General features: G+C 60.0%; 27 protein-coding genes. 12 read left to right on the forward strand and 15 right to left on the reverse strand.

Translation table 11 applies throughout. The annotated features are described in order from the left end of the window. Positions 1–38 precede the first annotated feature (38 nt). From FY152_16610 to FY152_16645, 8 genes are all read right to left on the reverse strand, one after another. On the reverse strand, positions 39–1634 hold the full coding sequence (locus FY152_16610) for an ABC transporter substrate-binding protein (protein UXS33792.1): 1596 nt from the start codon (positions 1632–1634) through the stop codon (positions 39–41). A gap of 39 nt (positions 1635–1673) precedes the next feature. Beyond that, positions 1674–2024, reverse strand: a complete 351-nt coding sequence (locus FY152_16615; protein ID UXS33793.1) for a DUF3088 domain-containing protein — start codon at positions 2022–2024, stop codon at positions 1674–1676. 93 nt (positions 2025–2117) lie between these two features. Continuing rightward, positions 2118–2459 (reverse strand): hypothetical protein, encoded by a 342-nt coding sequence (locus FY152_16620; protein UXS33794.1) that lies wholly within the window; start codon positions 2457–2459, stop codon positions 2118–2120. After that, on the reverse strand, positions 2456–4045 hold the full coding sequence (locus tag FY152_16625) for an ABC transporter substrate-binding protein (protein ID UXS33795.1): 1590 nt from the start codon (positions 4043–4045) through the stop codon (positions 2456–2458). The genes FY152_16620 and FY152_16625 overlap by 4 nt, the downstream gene beginning before the upstream one ends. Before the next feature lie 34 nt (positions 4046–4079). Beyond that, entirely contained in the window at positions 4080–5279 is a 1200-nt protein-coding gene (locus tag FY152_16630; protein ID UXS33796.1) for an amidohydrolase, read from the reverse strand. A gap of 90 nt (positions 5280–5369) precedes the next feature. Next, on the reverse strand, positions 5370–6554 hold the full coding sequence (locus FY152_16635; GenBank protein UXS33797.1) for an LLM class flavin-dependent oxidoreductase: 1185 nt from the start codon (positions 6552–6554) through the stop codon (positions 5370–5372). Beyond that, a complete protein-coding gene (locus FY152_16640) occupies positions 6545–7435 on the reverse strand; it encodes an NmrA family NAD(P)-binding protein (GenBank protein UXS33798.1) in 891 nt (296 codons plus the stop codon). The genes FY152_16635 and FY152_16640 overlap by 10 nt, the downstream gene beginning before the upstream one ends. Before the next feature lie 7 nt (positions 7436–7442). After that, on the reverse strand, positions 7443–8510 hold the full coding sequence (locus FY152_16645) for an ABC transporter substrate-binding protein (protein ID UXS33799.1): 1068 nt from the start codon (positions 8508–8510) through the stop codon (positions 7443–7445). Between the two features lie 358 nt (positions 8511–8868). On the opposite strand from FY152_16645, the gene FY152_16650 reads away from it, so the two are divergent. Beyond that, on the forward strand, positions 8869–10176 hold the full coding sequence (locus FY152_16650) for an NtaA/DmoA family FMN-dependent monooxygenase (protein UXS33800.1): 1308 nt from the start codon (positions 8869–8871) through the stop codon (positions 10174–10176). A 74-nt stretch (positions 10177–10250) separates the two neighbouring features. Here FY152_16650 and FY152_16655 read toward each other — a convergent pair whose 3' ends face one another. Continuing rightward, entirely contained in the window at positions 10251–11279 is a 1029-nt protein-coding gene (locus FY152_16655) for an LLM class flavin-dependent oxidoreductase (GenBank protein UXS33801.1), read from the reverse strand. A gap of 438 nt (positions 11280–11717) precedes the next feature. Between FY152_16655 and FY152_16660 the strand changes: the two genes are divergently transcribed. The 3 genes from FY152_16660 to FY152_16670 all read left to right on the forward strand — a co-directional run bounded on the left by FY152_16660 (position 11718) and on the right by FY152_16670 (position 15182). Then, positions 11718–12866, forward strand: coding sequence for an enolase (locus tag FY152_16660; protein UXS33802.1), 1149 nt, complete (start codon positions 11718–11720; stop codon positions 12864–12866). Positions 12867–12872: 6 nt separating this feature from the next. Beyond that, positions 12873–13502 carry an SGNH/GDSL hydrolase family protein gene (locus FY152_16665; GenBank protein UXS33803.1) on the forward strand — a complete coding sequence of 210 codons (630 nt, stop codon included), beginning with the start codon at positions 12873–12875 and terminating at the stop codon, positions 13500–13502. A gap of 81 nt (positions 13503–13583) precedes the next feature. Beyond that, positions 13584–15182: an ABC transporter substrate-binding protein gene (locus FY152_16670; GenBank protein ID UXS33804.1), complete on the forward strand. Its 1599-nt coding sequence runs from the start codon at positions 13584–13586 to the stop codon at positions 15180–15182. A gap of 359 nt (positions 15183–15541) precedes the next feature. Here the strand turns inward: FY152_16670 and FY152_16675 are convergent, their stop codons facing one another. The 4 genes from FY152_16675 to FY152_16690 are packed head-to-tail and all read right to left on the reverse strand — an operon-like array spanning position 15542 to position 19050. Continuing rightward, positions 15542–16300 (reverse strand): ABC transporter ATP-binding protein, encoded by a 759-nt coding sequence (locus FY152_16675; GenBank protein UXS33805.1) that lies wholly within the window; start codon positions 16298–16300, stop codon positions 15542–15544. After that, positions 16300–17136, reverse strand: coding sequence for an ABC transporter ATP-binding protein (locus FY152_16680; protein UXS33806.1), 837 nt, complete (start codon positions 17134–17136; stop codon positions 16300–16302). The genes FY152_16675 and FY152_16680 overlap by 1 nt, the downstream gene beginning before the upstream one ends. Before the next feature lie 4 nt (positions 17137–17140). After that, the gene (locus FY152_16685) at positions 17141–18028 is read right to left on the reverse strand and encodes an ABC transporter permease (protein ID UXS33807.1); all 888 of its coding nucleotides are present in this window, start codon (positions 18026–18028) and stop codon (positions 17141–17143) included. Continuing rightward, on the reverse strand, positions 18028–19050 hold the full coding sequence (locus tag FY152_16690) for an ABC transporter permease (GenBank protein UXS33808.1): 1023 nt from the start codon (positions 19048–19050) through the stop codon (positions 18028–18030). Before FY152_16690 ends, FY152_16685 begins: the two co-directional genes overlap by 1 nt. A gap of 310 nt (positions 19051–19360) precedes the next feature. Here FY152_16690 and FY152_16695 point away from each other — a divergent pair, with 310 nt between their 5' ends. Continuing rightward, positions 19361–19993 (forward strand): LysE family translocator, encoded by a 633-nt coding sequence (locus tag FY152_16695; protein UXS33809.1) that lies wholly within the window; start codon positions 19361–19363, stop codon positions 19991–19993. A 25-nt stretch (positions 19994–20018) separates the two neighbouring features. On the opposite strand, the gene FY152_16700 is transcribed toward FY152_16695, so the two are convergent. Together FY152_16700 and FY152_16705 are read right to left on the reverse strand one after the other, a co-directional pair. Continuing rightward, a complete protein-coding gene (locus FY152_16700; GenBank protein ID UXS33810.1) occupies positions 20019–20750 on the reverse strand; it encodes a FadR family transcriptional regulator in 732 nt (243 codons plus the stop codon). A 116-nt stretch (positions 20751–20866) separates the two neighbouring features. Further along, a complete protein-coding gene (locus FY152_16705) occupies positions 20867–21853 on the reverse strand; it encodes a GlxA family transcriptional regulator (GenBank protein ID UXS33811.1) in 987 nt (328 codons plus the stop codon). 130 nt (positions 21854–21983) lie between these two features. Between FY152_16705 and FY152_16710 the strand changes: the two genes are divergently transcribed. From FY152_16710 to FY152_16740, 7 genes are all read left to right on the forward strand, one after another. Next, positions 21984–22811 carry an alpha/beta hydrolase gene (locus FY152_16710; protein ID UXS33812.1) on the forward strand — a complete coding sequence of 276 codons (828 nt, stop codon included), beginning with the start codon at positions 21984–21986 and terminating at the stop codon, positions 22809–22811. 26 nt (positions 22812–22837) lie between these two features. Then, entirely contained in the window at positions 22838–23629 is a 792-nt protein-coding gene (locus FY152_16715) for an SDR family oxidoreductase (GenBank protein UXS33813.1), read from the forward strand. A gap of 13 nt (positions 23630–23642) precedes the next feature. Further along, entirely contained in the window at positions 23643–24128 is a 486-nt protein-coding gene (locus FY152_16720) for a hypothetical protein (GenBank protein ID UXS33814.1), read from the forward strand. Positions 24129–24296: 168 nt separating this feature from the next. Continuing rightward, positions 24297–25592 (forward strand): TIGR01244 family phosphatase, encoded by a 1296-nt coding sequence (locus tag FY152_16725; GenBank protein UXS33815.1) that lies wholly within the window; start codon positions 24297–24299, stop codon positions 25590–25592. Further along, positions 25586–25939: a helix-turn-helix transcriptional regulator gene (locus tag FY152_16730; protein UXS33816.1), complete on the forward strand. Its 354-nt coding sequence runs from the start codon at positions 25586–25588 to the stop codon at positions 25937–25939. The genes FY152_16725 and FY152_16730 overlap by 7 nt, the downstream gene beginning before the upstream one ends. After that, a complete protein-coding gene (locus tag FY152_16735) occupies positions 25936–26343 on the forward strand; it encodes a YeeE/YedE family protein (GenBank protein ID UXS33817.1) in 408 nt (135 codons plus the stop codon). The genes FY152_16730 and FY152_16735 overlap by 4 nt, the downstream gene beginning before the upstream one ends. After that, positions 26340–26777 (forward strand): YeeE/YedE family protein, encoded by a 438-nt coding sequence (locus tag FY152_16740; protein UXS33818.1) that lies wholly within the window; start codon positions 26340–26342, stop codon positions 26775–26777. The genes FY152_16735 and FY152_16740 overlap by 4 nt, the downstream gene beginning before the upstream one ends. Position 26778 lies beyond the last annotated feature (1 nt).

The following is a 26778-nucleotide window of genomic DNA, read 5'->3' on the forward strand; positions in this document are numbered from 1 at the left end:
TGACCTCTTATTCGCTCTGAACCGAAGGGGGGAGGCGTTCACGCCTCCTTCGTCACCCAGGCCTTTGCGAGATTGCCGCTGAGCCCTTCCGCCCCGGTCGCATAATCCTTGATGCGCACGCTGCCGACGACCGGCTGGATGGGGGAAACAAGATTGATGACGGGAAGATCCCTGGCGATAACGGCCTGAAACTCCTTGAAGAAGGCGGCGCGTTTTTCGATATCCGGCTCCACCGCCGCTGCTTCCAGCAGCTGGTCCACTTCGGGATTGGCGTAGTGGCTGGCATTGGAAAATGGCAGGCCGATCTTGAAATTCTTGCTCCAGTAGACGCGCTGCACGCCCGCTGTCGGATCGAAGGTGTTGGAGAGAGATTCCACCGAAAGGTCCCAGGCGCGGTCGGTATAGACCACCTTCACATAGGTGCCGAAATCGAATTTCTGGATATCCGCCTCGATGCCGATTTTCGACAGCGCCTGCGCGATGAAATCCGAATAGGTCTGCGGATTGAAGGGGTTGGTGGTAACCCGAAGCTTGAAGCGCTTGCCGCCATCCTTGCGCGGAAAACCGGCTTCATCCAGCAGCTTTTCAGCCTGTGCGACATCGAACTTGGCAAACCCGATATCCGGATTGTGAAACTTCGCAAGGCCGGGGCTGATCGGCGTCGGCGATGGCACGGCATAACCATAAAGCACGGTATCGATGAGCGCCGGAACATCGATGGCATGGGCGATGGCCTGCCTGACCTTCAATTCCTTGAGATATTCATTCTCAAGGTTGATCACCAGCTGGTTCTGCTGGCCGGCATAGGCATAGATGCGGTCATCCACCTTCAGTGTCGGAATGGATTTCAACCGCTCCAGATCGGCAAGCGCCACCGGGTTGGGGCCGATGTCCCCTTCCCCGGTTTCCAGCGCCGCCGCGCGGGCGCCCGCATCGTTGATGAGGCGGATGATGACGCGGTCGAGATAAGGGCGCGGCGCATCCCAGTAATCGGCATTCTTCTCCAGAAGAATATGGCTGCCCGGCACCCATTCCTTGAGCACAAAGGGGCCGCTGCCGATGATCTGGGCCGGTTTCGGATTATCCGTCGGCTTGAAGGTCTCGAAGATGTGCTTCGGCACGATTGGCGATTCCGACGAGGCGAGCGCGGTGATCAGGCCCGGCGCCGGCTTGGAAAGCTTCACTTTCGCGACCAGCGGATCGGAGGCATCGACACTTTCAACATGCGAGAAAGTGGCGCGACCACGCGGATGGGCCTCCTTCAGCCGCAGGATGGAAAACTCCACATCTGCCGATGTCACCGGTTTGCCGTCGTGAAACTTCGCCTTCGGCTGCAGATGGAAGACATATTCCAGTCCATCGGCCGAAACGCTCCATTCCCTGGCGAGGCTCGGCTTGGGCGAAAGCTCGTAATCGTAAGTCAAAAGCCCATCGTAAATCTTCGAGCCGATAAACTGCGGACCGCCCGCACTGGTATTGATCGCCACGAGCTGGGTCGGCTCGGGAAAATAAACAATCTTCAGCGTCCCGCCCGAAACCGGCTCTTCGGCGGCGGCGAAAGAACCGCCCGGAAGCGCGACGAAAGCGCCGGCGGCAAGTGCAATTTTGTGAAACTGGCGTCTGGAAATGGTCATGTCTGTCTCCGAAAAAATCCGATATGCGGGCGCGGCAACTCAGTGCAGCTGCGGGAACCCATGGCGCTCGGCGAGGATTTGCAAAATGCGTTTGGTGTCCTGAATGAAGTGCGTGTCGCCCTTGGCCGTCGCGTCGCTGGGCGCATCTCCTACGAAGATGAACAGCGGCAGCGACTGGTTTTCCTCGCCCACGGCTGCGATGACAGCCTCACGCGGGCGCTGGAAACCGACACGGCGGATATCGATCCCGGCGGCAAGGTCAGGAAAGGCGGCAAGCAGGCCTTCGATCTGGTTGCAATGCGGGCAGACGAAGCGGACACCGGGGTGTTTTGGGTCTTCAAAACCGGGGGCGATCAAAAAAAGCGTATCCTTGGCCATGGCATCCATCATGAGGGTGAGATTTCCAGCTCACAGTGCAGACGGCCAGAGCGCGGGTCCAGAAAGCAATTCTTGCTTTGAAACGAAGAATTCCTTTGCGCTAAATTATTGATGAAACTTATTTTTTCGAAATTTTTCACGGCTGGCATCGCTGTTTCGCCCGACCTGTTTCATGCGCAAAGTTTTTCCCTGAAACGGGCGTGCCGCGCGAAGGTGCAAAAAAGGATGGAAGGCGGATTTCGGCAATAAAAAACCCGGCAAAATTGCCGGGTTAATGTTGATGATCGCAGACCCCTCCTCCGTCATGCCGGGCTTGACCCGGCATCCAGCCACGGCGCGTCTGCGCCGTGAGAAGAGTCTCTTGCGATCAAGGACTTGATCGCGCTGGACCCCGGATCCAGTCCGGGGTGACGGAGTTTGGATGAACCCGCTTTGCCAAACGCTCACTCGCCTTTCCAGGCCGTCGCCAGATCGCCATAAGCAATGTCGATAGTCGTCACGAGCGATTTCAGGCTGGTATTGCGCAGAATGACGGTCGGCAAGGCGACGATGGAGAAATTCGGCAGATCGTCGCCGGTGATTTTCTGGATATCGTGGAACTGCTCCGCCCGTTTCGTCTCATCCACTTCAATCGCGGCGGCACGGAAAAGATCATCCACCTTTGGATTATTGTAGTGAGCGGCGTTGACATAGGGCGCAGGTTTCTTGATCCCGTCGGACCAATAGAGGCGCTGCACGCCCGCTGTCGGATCGAACAGCCGACTGATGCCGTTCACCGTCAGGTCAAAACCGCGCTCCGTATAGACCCGCTTGATGAAGGTGGCGAGATCGCCCTCGACAATATCCACCTTCACGCCGAGTTTGCCGAAGGATGAGCGGAGATATTCGGAGGTTTTACGGAAGACGTCGGAAGGCAGGAAGGCCAGCCGCAGCGAAAAACGGGTGCCATCCGCGCCCTTCGGGTAGCCGGCCTTGTCCAGCAATTCGTTCGCTTTGGCGAGATCGAAGGGATAGGTGAAAGGCTTCTCGTCATTATAGGCGGTGAAGACAGCCGGAATGTTCGAACCGGCGGGTTTCGCCGTCCCGAAGAAAATGGCGTCGTTGATGAAATTGCGGTCAATGGCATGCGCCAAGGCGTGCCGGACCTCCTTTTTGGCAAGGATCGGATTTTCGAGATTGAATTCGAAGACGGCAGCATTGTTGAGATAGGAGTCGGTATAGACCTCAACGGCAAGCTTCGGATTTTGCCGCAGACGCTCCAGATCGCTGTAGGACACATCGGCAGTATAATCCGCCTCGCCGGTTTCCACGGAAATGGTGGTGGAGGCCGAATCCGCGACGAAACGGGCCACGAAACCGTCAAGATAGGGAAGATCGGCCTGCCAGTAGTTCGGATTCTTCTTCAGCTTCACATAGCTGCCGCGCTTCCATTCCTCGAAGACGAAGGGGCCGGTGCCGACTGGCGCGTTCCCATTCGGGCTTTCATTGTAATTTTCCGAAGCATAGGCATGGGCCGGCAGAATGGGCGTTTCGCCACCGGTCAGCGCCCGCAGGAGATAGGGCGCGGGCTTGGAAAGCACCACCACGGCCGTCAGCGGATCGGGCGTTTCGATATCGGCAACATTGGCGAAGGTGATGCGTCCGCGTGGACCGACCTTCTTGAAGGCCAGCAGCGAAAATTTGACGTCCTGCGACGTGAAATCCTTGCCGTCATGCCATTTGACGCCCTTGCGCAGCCTGAAAGTGTGGCGCAGCCCGTCGGCCGATGTTTCCCAGCTTTCCGCCAGAACCGGGTGCGGTTTGAACTCACTGTCGAACCGTACCAGCCCTTCGAGGATTTTCGTGGAAATGGCACGGGTGCGCGTATTGGAATCGGAAAGCGGCACCAGCGTCGTCGGCTCGCCGAGACCCGCAAGAGTGACGATCCCGCCCTTTTTCGGCGTTTCCGCCGCCAGAGCCGGCAGGGAGGGCAATAGCATGGCCCCGGTTAGCGCTGCGCTCAAAAGCAATGTTTTACGTCTTGTAATATCCATGGATGTTTCCTCTTGCAGGCTTGTTTTTAAATGTTCAAACGGGCTTCAGCCGGGTTTCCACCAGCCGGGCAAACAGAGTGGCACCGACGGGCAGAATGGCGTCGTCGACGATGAAACCGGGATTATGGGCGGGCACCGTGCCGGAATGACCGAGGGTGAAAAACGCGCCGGGCGCGTGTTTCAGGAGATCGGCAAAATCCTCGCTGCCCATGAAGCGGCCGGGCTCGGTGGAAACGCGCTCGTCCCCCAGAACCTCACGCGCCACACCGGCGACGATCTCCACAGACGCATCGTCATTGGTGAGAACCGAGAATATGTCGCGAATATCCACCTCGGCGGTGAGGCCGTGCGCCGCGGCAATGTGATCGGAAATCGTGCGGATGCGCTCTCTTATGAGTTCGCGCACGCTGTCGGAGAAGGCCCGAACCGTGCCGGCAATCGCGGCCGTTTCGGGAATGATGTTATAGGCCGATCCCGCCTCGATGCGGGTGATCGACAGCACGGCAGGATCGGTCGGCGGCACGTTACGGCTGACGATGGTTTGCAATGCCTGGATCAGTTCACCCGTCGCCGGCACCGGGTCACGCGAAACATCGGGGTGAGCAGCGTGTGCCCCCCTGCCCTTCAGCCGGATATCGAAGAAATCCGCACCCGCCAGAATGGTACCGGGCGAAACCTTGAGATGATTGGGCGCGGCATGGGAGGAATTGTGCAGCCCGTAAATCTCGTCAACGGGGAAATCCTTGAACAGCCCATCGGCGATCATGGCGCGCGCGCCGCCAAGACCTTCCTCGGCCGGCTGGAAAATGAACACCACCGTGCCGGCAAAATCGCGGGTTTCCGCCAGATAGCGGGCGGTGCCGAGCAGGATGGTGGTGTGCACATCATGCCCGCAGCCATGAAACTTGCCGGGATAGACAGACGCATAGGGCAGACCGGTTTCCTCCGGCATCGGCAGGGCATCCATATCCGCCCTCAGCCCGATGGAGCGATTGCCCGCATGGCGGCCGCGTAGCACGCCGACCACACCGGTCTTGCCATAACCACGATGCACCTCGATGCCCCAGGAGGCGAGCTTTTCGGAAACAATGCCGGAGGTGCGGACCTCCTCGAAACCGATTTCCGGATGCTGATGCAGATCGTGGCGGATGGAGACGAGTTCGGGAACATAGGTCCCGATCCGATCTATGATTTTGGGTGCAGGCGTTTTGACGGGATCGACGGCGATATTCACGGTATCTCCTCAGGGCAAAAAATATCGTTTTCGCAATCGGGCGATTGCGAAGTGTGGGTTTCGGGGCTGGAAAATGCAGCGGGAGAGGCGTCAGAACCTCAGGCCCGCCTCCTTCATCAGGGGCAGAATGCGCTCGGCGAAATAATCGAGGTCCTCGCGGAAATCGTAGAAATTCAGCTGAACCCCATCGATCCCGGCCTTTTTCAGACCGACAAGCTGCTCGACCACCTGCTCCGGCGAACCGATGATCTCGATATTGCCGCCAAGATTGCGCCCCTGCTTGTGGCGCGCATCGCCACGGCCGCGCCAGGCATGGGCATCGCTGTCGTAATTATTGGTGGCGAAGGCGCGGGTGCCGGGCTGCGGTTTTCCAGCCTCGATGGCATCCGCATAAGCGATCGCCTCCTTCTCCGTATCGCGGCTAACGATGATCGGATTGATGATCGTCTTTACCTGCCGGCCATAGGCCTTGGCGCGGTTTTTAATGTTTGCGACATGATCGGGAAGCGTTTCCAACGCGCTGTCTATATGCGCGCCGCCGGGCGAGGTGACGAAAACCAGATCGGAATGCCGGGCGGCGAAATCGATACCCGCAGGTGATCCAGTCGCCGTCACCAGCGGTGGGCGTCCGAAAGCAGGCTTCGGCGTGATCCAGCCATTGTTGATCGCCCAGGGATTGAGTTTTCCCTCGTAGGAAAAATTCTCGGTCTCCCCCCACAGGCGATGCAGCACATCGAACAATTCGCCAGCCATGTCGTAACGCTTGTCGTGGTCGATACGCTGCCAGCCAAACATTTCATGCTCGATGGCGCGGTGGCCGGTGACAATATTGATGCCCCAGCGTCCCTTGGCGATATGATCCAGCGTCGCGCCATATTTGGCGAGATGCAGCGGATGCAGCGGCCCATAAAGCACATGGATGGTGGAGATCAGCAGAATGTTCTTCGTGACCGCCGCCATGGCGCCAAGCGCGATGAAGCTGTCGAGCGAGGATTCGCCATCATAACCGCCCTTGGGCAGCCATTGCGTGCGACTGAAGGCGATTTCGAAACCAAGCTCTTCCGCGCGCTTCACCAGTTCGACATTATAATCGAAGGTCCAGCTGTTGCTGGTCGGCAGGCTGGAGAAATTGATGTCCTGCAGATTGAGGAACAGGCCCAGCATCAGCGGCTGCTTCACCGCCCGGCTGAGCGGGCTGTCTTCGAAATCGGCCGGGCTTTTCAGGTCGAGACCTTTCAGCTCGGAACCTTCAGGCAGCGGAGTAGTCAACGCCATGTCTTTTCTCCCTCGGAATGATCCTGCGGGGTGGTTGCCAGCCGGACACGCAGATAGTCCTCCACGCTGCGGGGCAACCGGCCGGTAATCTGCTGGACGGTATTGTTGACGGACGCCGCAAGGCCTTTGCGGATAAGTTGGCCGAATTCGCCGATCGCCTTCTGTTCAAACGCGCCGATATGTGGCAGCAAGGCCGGGGCGGCATTGTCCGAAATTCCCACGGGCCGATGCTGGATGCGCGCCGCGATGCGGGCGATTTCCAGTGCCGACAGGGCTTCGGCACCGGTCAACACCAGGGTGCCGGAAACAGGTGCGCTTGTGGTGAGAGCATGAACCGCGACATCGGCAATATCGTCCGCATCGATGAAGGAGACAGCCGCGTCGCCAAAGCGGGCGGGCACATCCTCTCCCTTGCGCAACGCGGCGACAACGGGTTCCAGCGCAACCTGCATCCAGGCATTCGGCCGCAGCACGGTATACGCGATACCGCTTGCGGCCAGATGCGCTTCCACCTGGGCATGCGCCGCCCCCGAAATGGAATATCCGGCGTTCTCAATGGTCCAGTCGGAGCCGGATATTTTCACGATCCGCGACGCACCGGCTGAGAGGGCGGCATCGATGACCGCATTCTGGTCCGCCGCCAGCGTTTCACCGATGGGGGAAAGCAGAAAGACGGTCCCGATACCGCGCGAGGCCTCCTTCAGGCTGGCCGGGTCGGAGAAATTTCCCTCCGAGATATCGACCCTGTCGCCCCAGAGCTTGAGCGCATCCTCGCGCCTGCGGGTCAGCACCCGAACCTTCGCCTCTTTCTGCAAGAGACGGCTGACGACACGTCGGCCGAGCTTGCCGGTTGCGCCCGTTACAAGAATGGTGGCTGTCATGACGCCCTCACTTTCCCGCACTGCGTTGCGCAGCATCTTGCTCGAAAGAAAGGGCGCGTGGATCGGCCCAGTCCTGCACATCGAAATCCGCCGGAATGAATTTCCATTCCAGCAGGAAATCCTTGAAGTGGCTCAGTGCATCCAGCTCGGCCGGATCGAGATCGAGCCTCAGATTGCGGTATACATCCGGGCCATTCGCAGCCAGAACCGCCTCCTCGCTGACGCCGATCTCACGAGCAATGAAACGCACGGCTTCCGCCGGATTGTCATTTGCCCATTGGGCAACCCGCTGTACCGTGGCGACGAGTTCCGCCACCAGATCGGGCCGCTCATCGGCAAAGGTGGCGTCCACCGTCAAGGGGCGCGGCGTGCCATTGTTGATGCGGATTTTCGGATCGGGGTGGAAACCTGTCGACACCACGACCTGCGCACCGATGAGATTGGCGACGGTGACGCCTTCCGCGCCCTTGACGAAAAACGCATCGATCTGGCCCCGATGCAGCGCTGCAATCTCCTCGCCATAAGGAAACCGCCGGCGCAGACCATGGAACCTGTCGTCAGAAGGATCGAGCAACACCGGCTCTTTCGCCGTGAGATCGACAAGCTCGATATCCGCAACGGCGAGGCCCGAGACCGTCAGCGCCGAAACGATGCCTTTGAGCGATGTGGCGCGCTGGAAATCGATGGTTTCATTCGGGCGCTTCGGCAGGCCGATGCGCCGACCCTTCAGGTCACTGCCCCTGTTTATTCCGCTTGCTGGCAAAGCGATGACGGCCTGAAACTCGTCGGTCCTCGTCAGCCCCACCAGCCGTGTTTTCCGGCCGCCTGATTTCGCCCAGATCGGCGGAATATTGCCGCCCTGACGGAAGGACCAGTCCAGACGGTGATCGAAATGGCTCTGGCGAATGGCCGGATCGACCGCGTCGCGAATGGAGGAAACAGAGATTCCATGGGTGGAGAAACGTTTCTCGATCCAGCCCAGTTGCGCCGCGATGGAAAGCGGCGTGGGCGCCGGGCAGCGTGTGTACCATACGGTTACGGGTTGGGTTATCTGGCGAAGGGCGGCATCAGCCATGGCGTTCGTCCTCGAAATTGCGATCTGGACGGCACGCTACGCGCCATAAGATATTTTCTATAGATAAAGTGTACTATTTCAGGCGCGATTGGGGAAATTCGTTTCCATCTTGTGAGTGCTTCGCCAAGAAGACGGAATATCCTTTCGAGAATAGCAAGATTTCGGGTTGGTTTCCCCAGCCTGCCTCACCCATCTCTCACATTCGACCGCCGCTTGGGTGCTGCCACGGATGAAAGTTTTTCTTCTCCGCGCAGCAAGGATTTTTAACTCGCGACCGGACCCCCGGCTGTTACGCTTCCCGCAATTGCGCCGGTCATACGGGCCGGCAATCCAACAGACCTGAAAGAAACGTGGCAGCATGAGCAAGACCAAACGCCGGCTTAATCTCAATGTCGGCATCAACACCACCGGATACCTCGCCAATGCCTGGAAATACCGGAGCGGAGACCGGCACGACATCAACGACATAGGCTATTACCGGCGGCTGACGGAACTGGCCCACAAAGGCCGGTTCGACGCCGTTTTCCTCTCCGACCACCCGGCACTGCTGACCGACCCGGCAAGCCGCCCGTTTCACACCATCGATCCGCTCATTCTCTCGACATCGCTTGCCGCACAGGTGCCTGATATCGGCTTTGTGGCAACGGTGTCCTCCACCTATAATTCGCCCTATAACTTCGCCCGACGGACCCAATCCATCGACCTCGTTACCGGCGGCCGGCTGATCGTCAATATCGTTTCTTCCTTCAATCCCAATGTCGCCGCCAATTTCGGCAACGATCCGCTGCCACCGCGCAGCGAGAGATATGCCAAGGCCACCGAATTTCTCGATGTGGCGAAAAAACTCTGGTCGAGCTGGGATCCACGCCGCGAAGGCGAGGTGCCGGAAGAGCGTTTCTGGGATGCGGCAACAGCCGGAAGCATCGATCATGAGGGGCAATATTTCCATGTCAAAGGCCCGCTCAACGTTCCGCGTGGGCCGCAGGGGCATCCCGTCATCGCGCAGGCCGGTGCCTCCGAAGGCGGCATCGATCTGGCGGCACGCCATGGCGAGATCATCTATTGCAACATCCTCTCCCGACCGGCAGGTCAGGCCTTCGGCAAAAAGGTGCGTGACCGCGCTGTCTCTTTCGGCCGCGATCCCGCCGGCATCCGTATCGTTCCCGGCCTTGTCGTCATTCTCGGCGAGACCCGTGAGGAAGCGCTGCGCAAGCATGAACTCTTCAGCGGGACAGGCTCTGAAGACGGGCTTCTGGTACGTTTCGCCAAAGAAAACGGCATTGATCCGCGCGACTTCAACCCGGATATAAAACTCGATGGCGAGCGCTTCATTCCCGACCAGAACCGGCAATGGGCCGTTGGCATGGGACTTGGCCTTTCCGAACTGCTGACCCACGAAAAGCTCACCGCCCGTGAGGCCGTGCGCCGCTCCGAGGGGCACCACCGGCTGCTGCTTGGCACGCCGGAAGAGGTGGCGGATGGCATTATCGATCTCTGGCAGGACGGCACGGTGGACGGCTACACCCTGCAGCCGCCGCGCGCGCCGGACGATATTGCCGAATTCGTCGAAAAGGTCGTTCCGGTGCTGCAGGATCGCGGTGTTTACCCGCGCGAATATGAAGGCTCGACAATACGTGACCGCTATGGCCTGCCTTATCCAGATTGAACGGCAGATACGGCACTGTTGAAGGTGTCCTCCCGCTAGTCCCGCTGGGGCGAGAATAGCGGGAGCGGGACATATTATTGGCCCGTCGCCACTTTCAAAACCGGCCGCCCGCCCGAAAGCTGCGGCAGGACGGCGGCGAAATCCGTGACGATCTGGCGATAATCTTCCGGCTGGAACTCATAGGGCAGTTCTAGACGGAATTCCGAGACGTGCGGCAGAACGGGATCGCGCGACAGCTTCTCCAGAATCTCGTCCGTCGTCCCAACGATATCGGGCAGGAAAAGCGTGCGGCGCGCGCCATGCGGCGTGGTCGTGCGCTTGTCACGCTCGGCGGCGAATTCCTGATAACGGCGGCGGGTCGCAGGGCTGGCGCTATCTGTCGGCAGGATCACGCGGCCAAGAGCGACACGCGGCTGGCGCTCATGCGCCCATTCCTGCCGGAAGCGGCTGACCAGTGCCGCCTGCGCGGTCAGAAAATCATCGGTATTTTCGCCGCTGACGATATTCCCTGTCAGAAGATTGAAGCCAGCCTTGCCGGCCCAGCGCGCGGAATTCTGCGATCCGCCGCCATACCACAGCCTGTCCGTCAGCCCCTTCGCGACGGGCCGAAGGCGTGGCACCTGTGCGCCGGCTGCATTGCCCGCTTCCGTCTCACTGGAGAGCGGTTCCGATCTCAAAGCCCTCGCCAGCCTTTCGGCGCGGGCGTGGCTGTAGTCCGCATCGGGAACCGTATCGACATAATCCGAAATAAGATGGGCGAAGGGCGGTGCGCCAACGGAAACCCCGACATTCAATCGCCGACGCGACAGGACATCCACGGTGGCCAGATCTTCCGCCAGCCTGAAAGGATTTTCGTAACCAAGCTGAATGACAGCGGTGCCGAGGCCGATCCGTTTCGTGCGCTGCGATGCCGCCGCGAGGAAAGTAGCTGCCGATGACACGCCCCGTTCCAGATGGCGCTGGCGAACCCAGGCACTGTGATAACCCAGCGCCTCTCCGGCTTCGAAAAGCTGCAGGGTTTCTTCCAGCCCCTCAGCAGGATCATCATCGTGATAATTGCCGGGAACCAGAAAGGCGAAGTGGGAGATATGGGAAAGGGGCATGGCTGTAAGGTCCGGAAATGAGTGTTGAAGCTCAGCAGCGCAGATGCAGCCATCCCCGTTCCGGACAGCCGTTCAATGCGGCGCATACCCATGCAGAATGCATGATGACAGGCACGGCTGGCACGGCATGTTCGTTTATAGTCCCGGCCATTGTTGAAAGATCATTGCGCGATTCAATAGTCTACTAAAATTATGGATTACTACCCCTCCTTTGGAATAGGCCGCGCTCACGCCTCCCGTCGGACCTTCTTCTCCGAATGGCAAGATATCCCTCAGTCGCCCTCTCAGATTGAAGAGCTGCGCAACACGGTGCGCAAATGGCCTTGATTTTCCGCACCAACATGTAATACAGATCATCATACATGTTGACAAATAACGCAGACATGTATGACATTGCGGCAATCATAAACGCTGCGATACCTGCATGAGGGAGGAATTATGATCATCACCGACGTCGAGGTCCGTGTTTTCCGCACGACGACCCGTCGCCACTCGGACAGCGCCGGTCACGCGCATCCGGGGCCGGCGCATCAGGTGGAACAGGCCATGCTGACCATCCGCACCGAGGACGGTCAGGAAGGCCATTCCTTTACCGCGCCGGAGATCGTTCGCCCGCATGTTATCGAAAAATTCGTCAAGAAAGTTTTGATCGGTGAGGACCATCGCGACCGCGAACGGCTATGGCAGGACCTTGCCCACTGGCAGCGTGGTTCGGCCGCGCAGCTGACCGACCGCACATTGGCGGTGGTGGACTGCGCGTTGTGGGACCTTGCCGGCCGCTCGCTCAACCAACCTGTATACAAGTTGATCGGCAGCTATCGCGATAAGGTGCTCGCCTATGGCTCCATCATGTGCGGCGACGAGCTTGAGGGCGGGCTGGCGACGCCGGAAGATTACGGCCGCTTTGCCGAAACGCTGGTGAAGCGCGGTTACAAGGGCATCAAGCTGCACACCTGGATGCCGCCCGTCAGCTGGGCGCCGGATGTGAAGATGGACCTCAAGGCCTGCGCGGCCGTGCGCGAGGCGGTCGGCCCCGATATTCGCCTGATGATCGACGCCTTCCACTGGTATTCCCGCACCGATGCGCTGGCGCTTGGGCGTGGCCTCGAAAAACTCGGCTTCGACTGGATCGAGGAGCCGATGGATGAACAGTCGCTGTCTTCCTACAAGTGGCTTTCCGACAATCTCGATATTCCGGTCGTCGGCCCGGAAAGTGCGGCCGGCAAGCACTGGCACCGCGCCGAATGGATCAAGGCCGGCGCCTGCGATATTCTGCGCACCGGCGTCAACGATGTCGGTGGCATCACCCCGGCGTTGAAGACCATGCATCTGGCAGAAGCCTTCGGCATGGAATGCGAGGTGCATGGCAATACGGCCATGAACCTGCATGTTGTCGCCGCCACCAAGAATTGCCGCTGGTATGAGCGCGGCCTGTTGCACCCCTTCCTCGAATATGATGACGGCCACGATTATCTGAAATCGCTGTCCGACCCGATGGATCGCGACGGCTTCGTGCATGTCCCTGATCGGCCGGGCCTTGGCGAGGACATCGATTTTACCTTCATCGACAACAACCGGGTGAGGTAACGGGCGATGAAAACGGTGCTCGCCTTCGGAGACAGCCTCACCTGGGGCGCAGACCCGGCAACGGGTCTGCGGCACCCCGCCGAACACCGCTGGCCGGAAGTGCTGGAGGCCGCGCTTTCCGGGAAGGCGAAGGTTCACCCGGAAGGGCTTGGCGGGCGCACCACCTGTTACGACGACCACGCCGGCCCGGCCTGCCGCAATGGCGCGCGGGCGCTGGAAGTTGCGCTTTCATGCCACATGCCGCTTGATCTCGTCATCATCATGCTCGGCACCAATGACATCAAGCCGGTGCATGGCGGGCGGGCGGAAGCCGCCGTTTCCGGCATGCGGCGGCTGGCGCAGATCGTCGAGACTTTCATTTACAAACCGCGCGAGGCCGTGCCGAAACTGCTGATCGTCTCCCCGCCGCCCTGCGTCGCAGGCCCGGGCGGAGAACCGACGGGCGGGCGGGATATCGGGCAATCGCTTAGGCTTGCGCCGCTTTACCGCAAACTCACCGCCGAACTCGGACATGCCTTCTTCGATGCCGGGTCGGTGGCCAGCGCCTCACCGGTCGATGGCGTGCATCTGGATGCGCCGGCAACGGCGGCAATCGGCCGGGCGCTCGCAGCTCCGGTCAGAGAAATTCTTGGCTGATCCTGCGACGCCCGAGGAGGAACCGGGCGTGTGGATCAAAACGTGGAAAGGCCGTATGAACCGGCCGTATTGGGAGGAAAGATGAAACATTTTCTTGCAACCGCAGCACTTGGCGCGCTGCTGATAGGCGCCATGCCGCTCAGCGCCCTTGCCGAAACACCGAAGGACCAGCTCATCGTCGCCACGACCATGAGCAATATCCTCACCCTCGATCCCGCCGCCATTACCGGCCGCGAGACCGTGCAGGTTCTGAACAATGTCTATGACACGCTCGTCGTGCTTTCCCCGAAAGACCGCAGCGTTCAGCCACGCCTTGCCGAACGCTGGGAGATTGCCGAAGACCGGAAATCGATCCGTTTCCATCTGCGCGGCGATGCCAAATTCGCTTCCGGCAATGCCGTGACGGCCAAGGACGTGGCGTGGAGCCTGAAGCGGCTGCTCGCCCGCAACCTGGCTCAATCGTCCTTCCTGAAAACCCGCGGCTTCAAGCTCGAGGAAGCCGACAAGCTCTTCGTCGCCGAAAACGACCAGACCTTCGTGCTGAATATCCCGAAGCCCGACGATCCCAACCTTCTCCTGATGATCCTTGCGCAGAACGGCCCCGGCTCGATCATCGACAGCAAGACGGCGCTTGAGAACGAGAAGGACGGCGATCTGGGCGGCGCTTGGCTGACGCTGAATTCCGCCGGCTCCGGCCCCTTCAAGCTGACGCAGTGGAAATCCAACGAATATATCATCCTCACCCGCAACGACGATTATTGGGGTGAGAAGGCAAAGATGAAGCGCATCCTGATGCGCCATCTGCCAGAATCGCAGTCGCAGCGGCTGATGCTGGAAAAAGGAGATATCGACGTTGCCTATTCCCTTCAGGCGCCGGACCTGAAATCGCTTGAGGCCGACAAGGCCGTCACCATCGAATCCACACCCGGCTCCGGTTTTTATTACCTCAGCGTTTCGATGAAGGATGAGAAATTCGCAAACAAAAAGGTGCGCGAGGCCCTGCGTTACCTGATCGATTACGACGGTCTCGACAAGGCGGTCATGCCCTATTACGGCAAGCTGCATCAGCGCTCGCTCAGCACCGGCGTGATGGGCGCGCTGCCGGATCAGGGCTATAAGCTCGACGTCGAAAAAGCCAAGGCGCTTCTGGCAGAAGCCGGTTATCCCAACGGTTTCAAGACGACGCTGCGCGTACTCTCGGAAGACCCCTTCATGAAGGCGGCAACGGCGATCCAGAACACGCTGGCGCAGGCGGGCATTCAGGCCGAGCTGATCAGCGGCTCCGGCGACCAGATCTATGGCGCCATGCGCGAGCGGAATTTCGAACTGCTGCTCGGCCGCGGCGGCGGCGGCCAACAGCCGCACCCGGACAATAATCTGCGCTCCATCGCCTATAACCCCAACAATGCCGATGACGCCAAGCTCACCAATTACCAGAGCTGGCGCACCAGTTTCTTCGATGAGAAGCTGAACAAGATGATCGAGGCGGCGCTGGTCGAGCGCGACGTGGCGAAACAGACGAAGCTTTATGAGGAGCTGCAGGGCTATATGGACGAGATCGTCATGTCCATTCAGCCCTTCTCCGAAGTCATCGACACCGCAGCCTTCCGCAGTGACGTCAAGGGCATGATCGTCAGCCCCTGGCTTTCGCGGTTTGAAGAGGTGAGCAAGGAGCGGTAAGCTTGCTGCGTATTCTCGAATAAGAAAAGGCGCGGCTACCCCGCGCCTTTTTGCTATAACAAAGCCCCACTCACCCAAAATGTTAGGCGCAAGCGAAGCCTCCGCACTACGTCACCCCGGACTAGATCCGGGGTCTAGTGCGATCAAGTCCTTGATCGCGAGAGAGTCCATTCACGGCGCAGACGCGCCGTGGCTGGATGCCGGATCTAGTCCGGCATGACGGCTCGCACTATGTCAGCAGCCGAGGCGCAGTTGGCGGCCCGCCATCACAAAAAAATGCCCGGCAGGGAGGCCGGGCAAGGAAGGAGGATGTTATTATCGTGATGCCCCGGAGGAGGACGGTCACGTTCTTGGAGCCGTCACGCGCCTTCATATTCCAGCGAGGCGCCGATCAGTTCGCGCGCATAGGGATGCGTCGCGCCATTGCCGGCGATGGCGTCGCGCGGCAGGATTTCGGTGATTTCGCCACGCAGCATCACCGCGAAGCGGTCGCACATGTGATCGACCACGGCGAGATCGTGGGTCACCATGATATAGGTGAAGCCACGCTCTTCCCGCAGGCGCTGCAGCAGGTTGAGGATTTCCGCCTGCACCGAGACGTCGAGCGCAGACGTCGGCTCATCGAGCAGCAACAGTGACGGTTCGAGGATCAGCGCTCGGGCAATCGCCACGCGCTGCCGCTGGCCGCCGGAAAGCTGGTGCGGGAAGCGATCCAGAAAGGCGACGGGCAGGCCGACATCCGTGATGACCTTGCGCATGCGCTCTTCCCGGTCGCCGAGCTTATGGATCGCAAGCGATTCCGAAAGCACAGTGCGCACCGACTGGCGCGGATGCAGCGACCCGTAGGGATCCTGAAACACCATCTGCAGCATGCGGCACCGCTCGATCAGCGGCATGTCACGCACCGACCTGCCATCGATGAGAATATCCCCGGTCCAGAAATCGTTGAGCATGGAGATGCAGCGAAGCACGGTGGATTTGCCCGAGCCGCTTTCGCCGACCAGCCCGAAACATTCGCCCGGCTCGACGCGGAAGGATACGGAAGGCAGCACTTTCAGCGCGGTATGGCCGCTGCCGAAGGTGATGGAGAGATCGCGGGTTTCAACGGAAACGGCCATTATACGTTCTCCTCCAGCCATTCGGGGCGGCGGTCCAGCACCGCAAGCGGCGCGCGCGTGCCGCCGATGCGCGGCTGTGCAGCCAGAAGGCCGCGCGTATAGGGGTGCTGCGCCTGATCGAGATCGCGTGCGGCGAGCGTTTCCACCACCCGGCCGGAATACATGATGAGCACCCGGTCGCAGAAATTGCGCACGAGATTGAGGTCATGGCTGATCATGATCAGGCCGATGCCGCGATCCCGCACCAGACCGTCGAGAATATTCAGCACCTGCAGCCGCACCGTCACATCGAGCGCCGAGGTCGGCTCATCGGCAATGACGAGATCGGGGTCGGCAAGCAGCATCATGGCGATCATGACACGCTGACCCATGCCACCCGAAATTTCATGCGGATATTGCTCGTAAACACGGGCGGAATCGCGGATTTTCACCGCATCGAGCATGGCCAGCGCCTTTTCCCGGGCCTCGGCTTTCGAGACCTTGAAGTGGCGCAGATAGGTTTCCGTCACCTGATCGCCGACCCGGCGGATGGGGTTGAGGGAGAATTTCGGATCCTGAAGGATCATCGACATGCGCCGGCCTCGAACCTTCAGCATCTCCTTCTCATCGAGCGAGAGAAGATCGAGACCATCGAAATCCAGCCTGTCGGCGGTAATCGTCGCCGACGGCAAAAGGCGCAGCAGAGCCCGGCCGACGGTGGATTTGCCCGAGCCGCTTTCGCCGACGATGCCGAGCCGTTCCCGGCCAAGGGTGAAGGAGATGCCGCGCACCGCTTCAGTCGGCGAGCCGCCATAGCGGATGCGGAGATTTTCGACGTCGAGGATTGATTTTTCCATGGCCCTATCTCCGGTTCATCTGCTTCGGATCGAGCGCATCCCGCAGGCCATCACCCAAAAGATTGAAGGCGAGGCTGACGGAGAGGATCGCAATGCCGGGGAAGGTCACCAGCCACCAGCTATCCAGCATGTAACGTCGTCCCGTAGCGATCATCGCCCCCCATTCCGGCAACGGCGGTTGCGCGCCGAGGCCGAGGAAGCCGAGGCCGGCGGCGGTGAGAATGACGGTCGCCATGTTCAGCGTCAGGCGGATGAGGACCGAGGGCAGACACATGGGCATGATCGACTTGACGATGATGCGCAGCGGCGATGCACCCTGAAGCCGCGCGGCGGCAATGTAATCCGCCTTGCGAAAGGTCATGGCTTCGGCACGGGCAAGGCGCGCGATCGGCGGCCAGGAGGTGAGCGCAATCGCGATGATCGCATTGTTGAGGCTGGGCCCGAGTGCTGCGACAAAGGCGAGCGACAGGATGAGGCTCGGGAAGGACAGGAAGATATCCGTGATGCGCATCATCACCGTATCGAACTTGCCGCCGAGATAACCGGAAGCCGTGCCGACCAGAAGGCCGACGGGGCCGACGATGATCGAGACCAGCGAGATGATGGTGAGCGTGATGCGCGCGCCCCAGAGAAGGCGGCTATAGATATCGCGTCCCAACTCGTCCGTGCCGAAGACGTGGCCATTACCCGGCGCCTGCAGCGTATTGGCGAGATCCTGCGCATAGGGGTCATGCGTCGCAAGCCAGGGCGCGAAAATCGCGGCGATGACGAGCAGCAGCAGCACAGCCAGACCGAAGGCCGATGTCGGGCTTTTCAGGAGGAAAACGACGATGTTCTTCAGCGCGTTCAAGGGCACCGGAAGGCGGAAGGAGGTTTCTGTACGAGCCGTCATCAGCGGGTCCTCGGATCGAAAAAGCGGTAGAGAATGTCGGACAGGAGATTGAGCCCGATGAAGATGACGCCGACGATCAAAACGCAGGTCATCACCGCATTCATGTCGCCGATGATAAGATTGCTGGTGAGATATTGCCCGAAACCCGGCCAGGCGAAGACGGTTTCAATGAGAACCGCCCCTTCCAGAAGCGAGCCGTAAGCAAGCGCAATGATGGTGACGAGCTGCACGCGAATATTGCCGAAGGCATGCAGCCAAACCGTCTGCCGCTGCGACAGGCCTTTAACGCGGGCGGTCGTCACATATTCCTGGCCCAGCTGGTCCAGCATGAAGCTGCGCGTCATGCGGGTGATGTAGGCCGAGGAGGAATAACCCAGCAGAGCGGCGGGAAGGATGAGGTGGTTGATGGCTGACCAGAAGACCTCCATATCGCCCGCCAGAAGACTGTCGATAAGCAGAAAGCCCGTCCGCTCCTCGACCAGACCGATATAGAACTGGTCCATGCGTCCACCGCCCCCGACAAGGCCGAGATGGGCGTAAAAAACAATCAGCGCAATCATGCCGGTCCAGAAGATCGGCATGGAATGGCCGAACAGGCTGAGCACCCGCACCAGATGGTCCTGCCAGCGATCCTTGTTGACGGCGGCATAAACACCCATGGGAATGCCGAGGCCGGCGCCGATCAGGATCGCGAAGGTCGCAAGTTCCATCGTCGCCGGCATGACCCTTATGATGTCTTCTATGACCGGGCGGCCGGTGCGGATCGAGGTTCCGAAGTCGCCGGTAAACACGTCTCCCAGATAATAGAAGAACTGTTGCCACAGCGGACGATCGAAACCGAGCGCGTGATAGACCTGTTCATAGGTTTCGCGGGTCGCATCCTCACCCACGATCGCCCGCACCGGATCGGCGGGCATCAGGCGACCGATAAAAAAGGTCAACAGCAGCAATCCAAGCAGCGTAACCGCAATACTTCCGATCTGGCCGGACAGACCATACAGCGAAAGGCGTCTTTTTGGCATGATTCCTCCCTTGCCAGAGATCGACTGCGCGAATGACAAAGGCACAATCATGTCTGACAACTATGCGAAAGTTGTCACAGGTGTTGGGGGCTGTCAAGCGCATCCCGGTCAAATCCGCATTGGCCAAGTTCCGAAACATGTGCACGGGACGGAAATTTCGCACCGGGATCACGATGCTTTCGCTTCTGTCCTAGGGGAAATGACCTGTGTTGCCGCGACCGCCAAGGCCTGTATTCTCCCGCCTTGCGGAATGCACGGATGCCTGGCAGCTATGATGCCAATGACATCCATGCCTTCAGAGGAGGAAAATATGGCTGACATGACGCTTCTGGCATTTGCCCTCGTCGCTTTCATCGGCATCGCGACGCCAGGTCCGACCGTTTTGCTGGCGCTCTCGAATGGCTCGAGATTCGGAATTCGCCGCGCTTTGACCGGTATGGCCGGCGCGGTTCTCTCCGATTTCGTCCTGATCGGTGCGGTTGCGCTGGGATTGGGGGCTTTGCTTGCCGCTTCGGAATTCTGGTTCGGCGTCGTCAAATGGGTCGGCGTCTGTTATCTGGCCTTCCTCGGCATCATGCTTTTACGCTCAAGAGGCACGCTTGATGGGCTTCAATCGGCAGGAGCAGACGGAGCCGTCTCCACGCGCGCGATTTTCTTCAAAAGCTTCCTTGTGGCGGTGACCAACCCCAAGGGATACCTGTTCTTTTCGGCTTTCCTGCCGCAATTCATCGATCCCGCCGCCCCGCAAATCCAGCAATATGCGGTGCTGGCGCTGATCTTCGCCGGGATCGATTTCATCGTGATGTGCGGATATGCCCTGCTCGGCACGCAGGCCGTCAGGCTATTGCGAAAATCCGGAGCCCTGTGGCTCGACCGGGTTTGCGGCGGGGCGATTTTGACACTTGCCGCCTCCCTGGCTTTCTATCGACGGGCAAGCGCTTAATCCGCGGAGAAAACTCGTCTTTCTGTCAATCAGCGGCAGCGGTGCGGGAGCGCAGAAGCACCTTGTAGCGCTCAAGACTACCGCGCAGATGCGCTGCCATATATTGGCGCGCGGCATCGGCATCGCCTTCGATGATGGCGTCGACGATCCTTGCATGCTCCTCCTGGAGATGCAGGTTGTAGTCCTTCGGACGCGACCCTGGCGCAGCACCCTGCAATTCACCGCGGGGAATGATGCCGGAGCGAATAAGCTGAAGAAATTCCGGAAAACGCCTGTTCTGCGTCGCCTGTGCAATGGCCAGATGAAACTCGAAATCGGCATCCCGTGTCGGCAATCCGGCCGCGAGACAGTCGCTGACACGCCCATGCGCATCGACAATCGCCTCCACCTGCACGGCGGAACGGCGCGATGCCGCAAGCCCGGCGGATTCAACCTCGAAAACGGTGCGCAATTCCAGCAATTCAATCACGGAGGAGATCCGCCCCACGGCGAGATCATTAAAAGGCACCTCCTTGGTTGGTTTCGCCTCCACGGCAAACACACCTGCCCCCTTGCGGGCCTCAACCAGACCATCCGCGCGCAGAATGGCGATGGCCTCCCGCACCACCGTGCGGCTGACCGAATATTCCCGCGTCAGCGCGCTCTCGCTCGGAAGACGATCGCCGGGGCGGAACACCCCCTCCGACAAATCCCGCCGCAATGCCGAACTGATCTTCGCCGCAAGCGAAATTTGCTTGGTGCTGCTTTCAACGTCCATTTCGGCCCACCTGTTTCAAACTTGTCTGGCATGTTAACAAACACCCGCCACATTGCAAGAGCCGGACGTCTCGACAGTTTTGCCGGCCAACAGGGTTATCGGTGCTGCAGGATATCTCAGGCAGCCGCCATGGCCGCGCTGCTGGAGAAGCGGCTTCTATATTCACCCGGCGAGAGGCCGAGAATACGGTGGAAGACACGGCGAAAGGCGGCTGAATCCTCATACCCCACCGACCATGCGATCTGATCGACCGAACGGCGGGTGAATTCCAGCAATTCCCGCGCCTTGCCAACGCGCAGGTGCTGAACATATTCGATGGGCTTCATGCCGGTCGCCGCCTTGAAGCGGCGCAGAAAGGTCCGCTCCTCCAGCCCCGCATGGCCCGCCATATCGGTAACGCTCGTCGCCCGCCCGGCGCGGGCCTGCAACCAGTGCTGCACCTTCAGGATCGGCTCGTCGCCATGCGTCAGCCGCGGGGCGAAGCTGCTATAATGGCGCTGTTCACGCCCCGAGGGGTCGATCAGCAGGAATTTGCCAGTCTCGATCATCACCGAAGGCCCGAGCAGCCGGTCGACGATGCGCAGGCCAAGATCGGTCCAAGCCATCAGCCCGCCAGCCGTGATGATATCGCCATCCTCGATGACGATCTTGTCTATCTCCAGCCGGATATCGGGAAAGCGGTCACGGAAACGTTCGGCAAACAGCCAGTGGGTCGTGGCCGGGCGGCCGGACAGGAGGCCGGTCGCGGCGATGATGAAGGAGCCGCCGCAACTGGCGGCCAGCGTCGCGCCCTGCGCATGCCGGTCCAGCAGCCAGCGGGCATAGGGCTCGGCCTCATCGATTTCGGCAGGCCCGGTCAGTCGGCCGGGCACGACGAAGATATCGGGATGTCCCGGCCTGTCGGGCTCGGTGTCGTGACAGCGCGAAAACTCACCGCCCTCGCCCATGCTCCAGTGGCTAACGCGCAGTTTCGGTCCGCCGCGATCCTGTGAAAACACCGACGCGATGGCGAAAAGATCGGTGATGCCGTGCACCATGGCGATCTGACAGTCCCGGTAGAGAACCAGACCGACTTCAATCGCGCTTCCCGCTACACCCGCCATGCCCCGCATCCCCCGTTTTGTCAGTTTCGGCTCGTTTTCTGTCAGAAGCGCCAATCCAGCCCCGGCTGCGTCAAGAGTATCTCTATTCCCACGGGACGCAAGCAAGCTCCCTGCAACAGGAGAGAGAGCCATGACAACGATCACCACCAGAGACGGAACGCATATTTTCTACAAGGACTGGGGCCCGAAAGACGGCCAGCCCATCATCTTCTCCCATGGCTGGCCGCTCAGCGCCGATGCCTGGGATGCGCAGATGGTGTTCTTCGCTAACAACGGTTTCCGCACCATCGCCCATGATCGCCGCAGCCACGGCCGCTCCGATCAGGTCTGGCACAACAATACCATGGATCAATATGCCGACGACCTGGCCGAGCTGATCGAACAGCTCGATCTTCACGACATCATTCTGGTCGGCCATTCCACCGGCGGCGGCGAGGTCACCCGCTATATCGGCCGCCACGGCACGGCCCGCGTCGCGAAAATCGCCCTCATCGGCGCGGTTCCGCCGCTGATGCTGAAGACGGAAAGCAATGCCATCGGCCTGCCGATCGATGTTTTCGACGGTATCCGCAAGGGCACCTATGACAATCGCAGCCAGTTCTTCAAAGACCTGACCATTCCCTTCTACGGCTACAACCGCGAAGGCGTCGTGATATCCGAAGGCATCCGTGAGGAATTCTGGCGGCAGGGCATGATGGGCGGCCTGAAAGGCCAGCTCGACAGCATTCGCGCCTTTTCGGAAAGCGATTTCCATCAGGACCTGAAGGCCTTCGACAAACCGACGCTGGTTCTGCACGGCGATGACGACCAGATCGTCCCGGTGGGCGCTTCCGCGCTTTCCACGGTCAGAATCGTCAAACATGCGGTTCTCAAAATCTATGAGGGCGCCGACCATGGCCTGACGCAGACCCATCAGGACCGGTTCAACGCCGACCTTCTCGCCTTCATCAACGCCTGAAACCACCAGATACAGGAGATACGGACATGACACGGAATACATTCCTCATCACCGGCGCATCCGACGGCATCGGCGCGGTCTATGCCGAACGTCTGGCAAAACGCGGCCATGATCTCATTCTCGTGGCACGGCGTGCCGAAAAGCTGAAGGCTCTGGCAGCACAGCTGGAAAAAGATCATCACATCGCAGTCGAGGTTCTCTCCGCCGATCTTTCCAGGGCGGAAGACCTCGAAAAGGTAGAGGCACGGCTGCGCGACGACCAGCAGATTACCGGTCTCGTTAACAATGCCGGCATTGCCGGGGAAGGCGCGATCACGGCGCTGGACCCGGCCTATGTGACGACGATGATCAACCTCAACATACTTGCCGTCACCCGGCTTGCGGCCGCCATCGCACCGCGCCTTGCCGCCGATGGCAAGGGCACGATCATCAACATCACTTCGGTCACGGCGCTGATGCCGGCGGCGTTCACCGCCGTCTACCCGGCCACCAAGGCCTTCGTGCTCGCCTTCACCGAGGCGCTGCAGGCGCAGCTTTCGCCCTCCGGCGTGCGGGTTCAGGGCGTCCTGCCGGGCATCACCCGCACGGCGATCTGGGAAGAGGAACGGCTCGACGCCATTCCGGCCGCCATGGTCATGGATGTTTACGAGATGGTAGATGCGGCCCTTGCCGGTCTCGATCTCGGCGAGGTTCTGACCATTCCTTCCCTGCCTGATACGGCCGATCTTGAAAATTTCCTTGCCGCCCGTGCGGCGTTGAGGCCCAATCTGTCGCATGCACTTGCCGCCAGCCGGTATCGTGCAACTCAAACCGAATAGAGGGAGACGCATCATGATCCTCGGACTGACCATTCCCCAATTCACTGCATTGCACGTTGCCCTGAGTTTCATCGGCATCGCAACCGGATTGATCGCCCTGCCCGCTTATGCGGTAGGGCGGTGGATGCCGCGCATGATGGCGCTTTTTCTCATCACGACGCTCGCCACCACGCTCACCGGCTTTCTGTTTCCAATCGGCAACTTCACGCCTGCACTCGGCGTCGGCATCATTTCGACCGCCATTCTGGCGATCGCGCTGGTGGCGCTCTATGGATACGGTCTCAATGGCAGGGCGCGCATCATTTATACGATCACCGCCACGATGGGCCTCTATCTGAACATGTTCGTGCTGATCGTTCAGGCCTTTCTCAAGGTCGAAACGCTGAACGCCCTGGCGCCGAACGGCAACGAGCCACCGTTTCTCGTCGCCCAGACAGTTCTGCTCATCGCGGCGATCTGTCTTGGCTGGAAGGCGACACGCCGCAGGCTCGTCGCCTGAGACCAGCCTCCACGCAAACCCGCTTCAGGCAAACACACCCCATGCCCGCACAGCGCCGGGCATGGGGTGTGTTTTCCGATAGGCATTTCCGATGAAATGCGCCTCTTGCGGCCAGTCAATATACATTATACAATAACGTATATTAATTTAGAACAACAGGAGATGCCGATGAACGCCGTCAGGATCAACGAACGTCTGACAGTCGCAGGCCAGCCGGAGATCACCGACTTTCCATCGCTCTCCGCTCAAGGATATAAAACCATCATCAATGCCCGGCCGGATGGCGAAGAGCCCGGCCAGCCGGGCAATGCGCATGAACGAAGCGCCGCCGGCGCGGCGGGTCTGGCCTATAGTTTCATTCCGGTCAGCGGCCCGACAATGACAGAGGCCGATATTCGTGCCTTCCAACAGACGATGGCCGAGGCCAAGGGCCCGATATTCGCCCATTGCAAGGGCGGCACCCGTGCTCTCACGCTCTACGTTCTCGGCGAAACGCTGGACGGGCGCATGGAGCCATCCGAGATCGGCGCTTTCGGCAAGGAGCATGGCTTCGACCTTTCCGGCGCCGTTCGCTGGCTGGAGCGGCGGGCTCTGGCAAAGCCGCATGTGAAGGCTTTCTTCGATCCGCGTACATCGAGCGTGCAATATATCGTTTCGGATCCTTCGACCGGGCGCTGCGCCATCATCGATCCCGTCTATGATTTCGACGAGAAATCCGGCGCGACCGGAACGATGAATGCCGACGCCATTCTGGACTATGTGAAAGAACAGAACCTGACGGTGGAGTGGATTCTCGATACGCATCCCCATGCCGACCATTTTTCCGCCGCCCACTATCTCAGCCAAAAAACCGGCGCGAAAACGGCGATCGGCGCCAGGATCACCGGCGTACAGAAACTCTGGCAGGAGAAATACAACTGGCCCGGCCTTGAGACCGACGGCTCGCAATGGGACCGGCTGTTTGAAGCGGAAGACCGTTTCAGCATCGGTTCGCTTGAAGCCCGCGTGCTGTTTTCACCCGGGCACACGCTGGCCTCCGTGACCTATGTGGTGGGGGACGCCGCCTTCATACACGATACTCTGTTCATGCCCGATTCCGGTACGGCGCGGGCCGATTTTCCGGGTGGCAGCGCAAGAGAACTCTGGGCCTCCATCCAGGACATTCTCGCCCTTCCAGATGAAACACGGCTTTTCACCGGCCATGATTACCAGCCCGGTGGCCGCGCCCCGAAATGGGAAAGCACGGTCGGCGAACAGAAGCGCAGCAATCCCCATCTGGCCGGCATGACGGAAGAAGGCTTCATTCAGCTTCGTGAGGCCCGTGATCGCACCTTGCCGATGCCGAAGCTCATCCTGCACGCCCTGCAGGTCAATATTCGCGGCGGGCGTCTGCCGGAGCCCGAGGCAAACGGCAAACGTTATCTGAAATTCCCTCTCGACGTGCTGGAGGGTAGCGCATGGTGAAGCAAAACACGCTGAAACTGCCCCTGCACATCACTGAAATCCCCCTTCCAGAGATGGAGGAACGTGCCGTCGAGGTTGCGATACTTTTGAAGACACTCGCCCATCCGGCACGGCTGATGCTCGCCTGCACGCTGGCGCAGGGGGAGTTTTCTGTCGGAGAACTCGAGACCAAGCTGGATATCCGCCAGCCCACGCTCTCCCAGCAGCTCGGGGTGTTGCGGGAGGCCGGCATCGTCGAGACCCGACGTGACGCCAAACAAATCTTCTACCGGCTGACGGAGGAAAAAGCGGCGCAGTTGATCGAGGCCCTTTATTCGATTTTCTGCGCGCCGGAGGAAAACCCGTGACGCCCTATTTGCCCTCGCTTTTCGGCGGCATGCTGCTTGGTCTCGCAAGCATCCTCCTGTTTTTCTTTAACGGCCGCATCGCCGGTATCAGCGGCATCCTGGGCAATGTGCTTGGAAGAGAGCGGCGTTTTACTGATCTGGCATTCGTGGCCGGTCTGTTGGCCGGGCCTTATCTTTATGCCATCACATTCAGCCAGTTTCCTGCCCTCACCATAACAACACCGTGGCCGCTGATCCTCATTGCCGGTCTGCTGGTCGGTTTCGGCACACGCATGGGCTCCGGCTGTACTTCCGGTCACGGCATCATGGGGCTGGCGCGATTTTCCCGGCGCTCCATCGTCGCGACCGTAACGTTCCTGATCACCGGCATGCTCGCCGCGACGATAACGGGAGCCCTCTCATGAAAAATCCGGTCATTGCGCGTGTCGCGCTGGCACTCGCGGCAGGAGCGCTGTTCGGCTTCGGCCTCTCCCTTTCCGGTATGATCGATCCAACCCGCGTTTCAGGTTTTCTCGACGTGGCGAGCGGCCATTGGGATCCGAGCCTGATGTTCGTTCTCGGCGGCGCGCTCCTGGTCGCGGTACCGGGCGTTCAGCTACGCCGTTTCCTTGCCAAACCCGTCTTCGGTGAAGATTTCAGCCTTCCCTCGAAAACGAGCATCGACCGGCCGCTGGTCGTGGGCTCGGCTATTTTTGGCACAGGCTGGGGGCTTGCGGGCTTTTGCCCCGGCCCTGCAATCTCGGCCTTTGCTCTGGGATTGTTGCCGGTCATGCTCTTCGTGGCGGCGATGATTACCGGCATGCTCATCCACGACCGCATCTACGCCAAACAGCGATAGA

It is taken from the genome of Agrobacterium tumefaciens, assembly GCA_025560025.1.
In the GTDB taxonomy this organism is placed as follows: domain Bacteria; phylum Pseudomonadota; class Alphaproteobacteria; order Rhizobiales; family Rhizobiaceae; genus Agrobacterium.

Bases quoted from the DNA above. Each gene is read 5' to 3' on its own strand.
- FY152_16610 (UXS33792.1), bottom strand. From the start codon at position 1,634: ATGACCATTTCCAGACGCCAGTTTCACAAAATTGCACTTGCCGCCGGC.
- FY152_16615 (UXS33793.1), bottom strand. From the start codon at position 2,024: ATGATGGATGCCATGGCCAAGGATACGCTTTTTTTGATCGCCCCCGGT.
- FY152_16625 (UXS33795.1), bottom strand. From the start codon at position 4,045: ATGGATATTACAAGACGTAAAACATTGCTTTTGAGCGCAGCGCTAACC.
- FY152_16635 (UXS33797.1), bottom strand. From the start codon at position 6,554: ATGGCGTTGACTACTCCGCTGCCTGAAGGTTCCGAGCTGAAAGGTCTC.
- FY152_16640 (UXS33798.1), bottom strand. From the start codon at position 7,435: ATGACAGCCACCATTCTTGTAACGGGCGCAACCGGCAAGCTCGGCCGA.
- FY152_16645 (UXS33799.1), bottom strand. From the start codon at position 8,510: ATGGCTGATGCCGCCCTTCGCCAGATAACCCAACCCGTAACCGTATGG.
- FY152_16650 (UXS33800.1), top strand. From the start codon at position 8,869: ATGAGCAAGACCAAACGCCGGCTTAATCTCAATGTCGGCATCAACACC.
- FY152_16655 (UXS33801.1), bottom strand. From the start codon at position 11,279: ATGCCCCTTTCCCATATCTCCCACTTCGCCTTTCTGGTTCCCGGCAAT.
- FY152_16660 (UXS33802.1), top strand. From the start codon at position 11,718: ATGATCATCACCGACGTCGAGGTCCGTGTTTTCCGCACGACGACCCGT.
- FY152_16665 (UXS33803.1), top strand. From the start codon at position 12,873: ATGAAAACGGTGCTCGCCTTCGGAGACAGCCTCACCTGGGGCGCAGAC.
- FY152_16670 (UXS33804.1), top strand. From the start codon at position 13,584: ATGAAACATTTTCTTGCAACCGCAGCACTTGGCGCGCTGCTGATAGGC.
- FY152_16675 (UXS33805.1), bottom strand. From the start codon at position 16,300: ATGGCCGTTTCCGTTGAAACCCGCGATCTCTCCATCACCTTCGGCAGC.
- FY152_16680 (UXS33806.1), bottom strand. From the start codon at position 17,136: ATGGAAAAATCAATCCTCGACGTCGAAAATCTCCGCATCCGCTATGGC.
- FY152_16685 (UXS33807.1), bottom strand. From the start codon at position 18,028: ATGACGGCTCGTACAGAAACCTCCTTCCGCCTTCCGGTGCCCTTGAAC.
- FY152_16690 (UXS33808.1), bottom strand. From the start codon at position 19,050: ATGCCAAAAAGACGCCTTTCGCTGTATGGTCTGTCCGGCCAGATCGGA.
- FY152_16695 (UXS33809.1), top strand. From the start codon at position 19,361: ATGGCTGACATGACGCTTCTGGCATTTGCCCTCGTCGCTTTCATCGGC.
- FY152_16700 (UXS33810.1), bottom strand. From the start codon at position 20,750: ATGGACGTTGAAAGCAGCACCAAGCAAATTTCGCTTGCGGCGAAGATC.
- FY152_16705 (UXS33811.1), bottom strand. From the start codon at position 21,853: ATGGCGGGTGTAGCGGGAAGCGCGATTGAAGTCGGTCTGGTTCTCTAC.
- FY152_16710 (UXS33812.1), top strand. From the start codon at position 21,984: ATGACAACGATCACCACCAGAGACGGAACGCATATTTTCTACAAGGAC.
- FY152_16715 (UXS33813.1), top strand. From the start codon at position 22,838: ATGACACGGAATACATTCCTCATCACCGGCGCATCCGACGGCATCGGC.
- FY152_16720 (UXS33814.1), top strand. From the start codon at position 23,643: ATGATCCTCGGACTGACCATTCCCCAATTCACTGCATTGCACGTTGCC.
- FY152_16725 (UXS33815.1), top strand. From the start codon at position 24,297: ATGAACGCCGTCAGGATCAACGAACGTCTGACAGTCGCAGGCCAGCCG.
- FY152_16730 (UXS33816.1), top strand. From the start codon at position 25,586: ATGGTGAAGCAAAACACGCTGAAACTGCCCCTGCACATCACTGAAATC.
- FY152_16740 (UXS33818.1), top strand. From the start codon at position 26,340: ATGAAAAATCCGGTCATTGCGCGTGTCGCGCTGGCACTCGCGGCAGGA.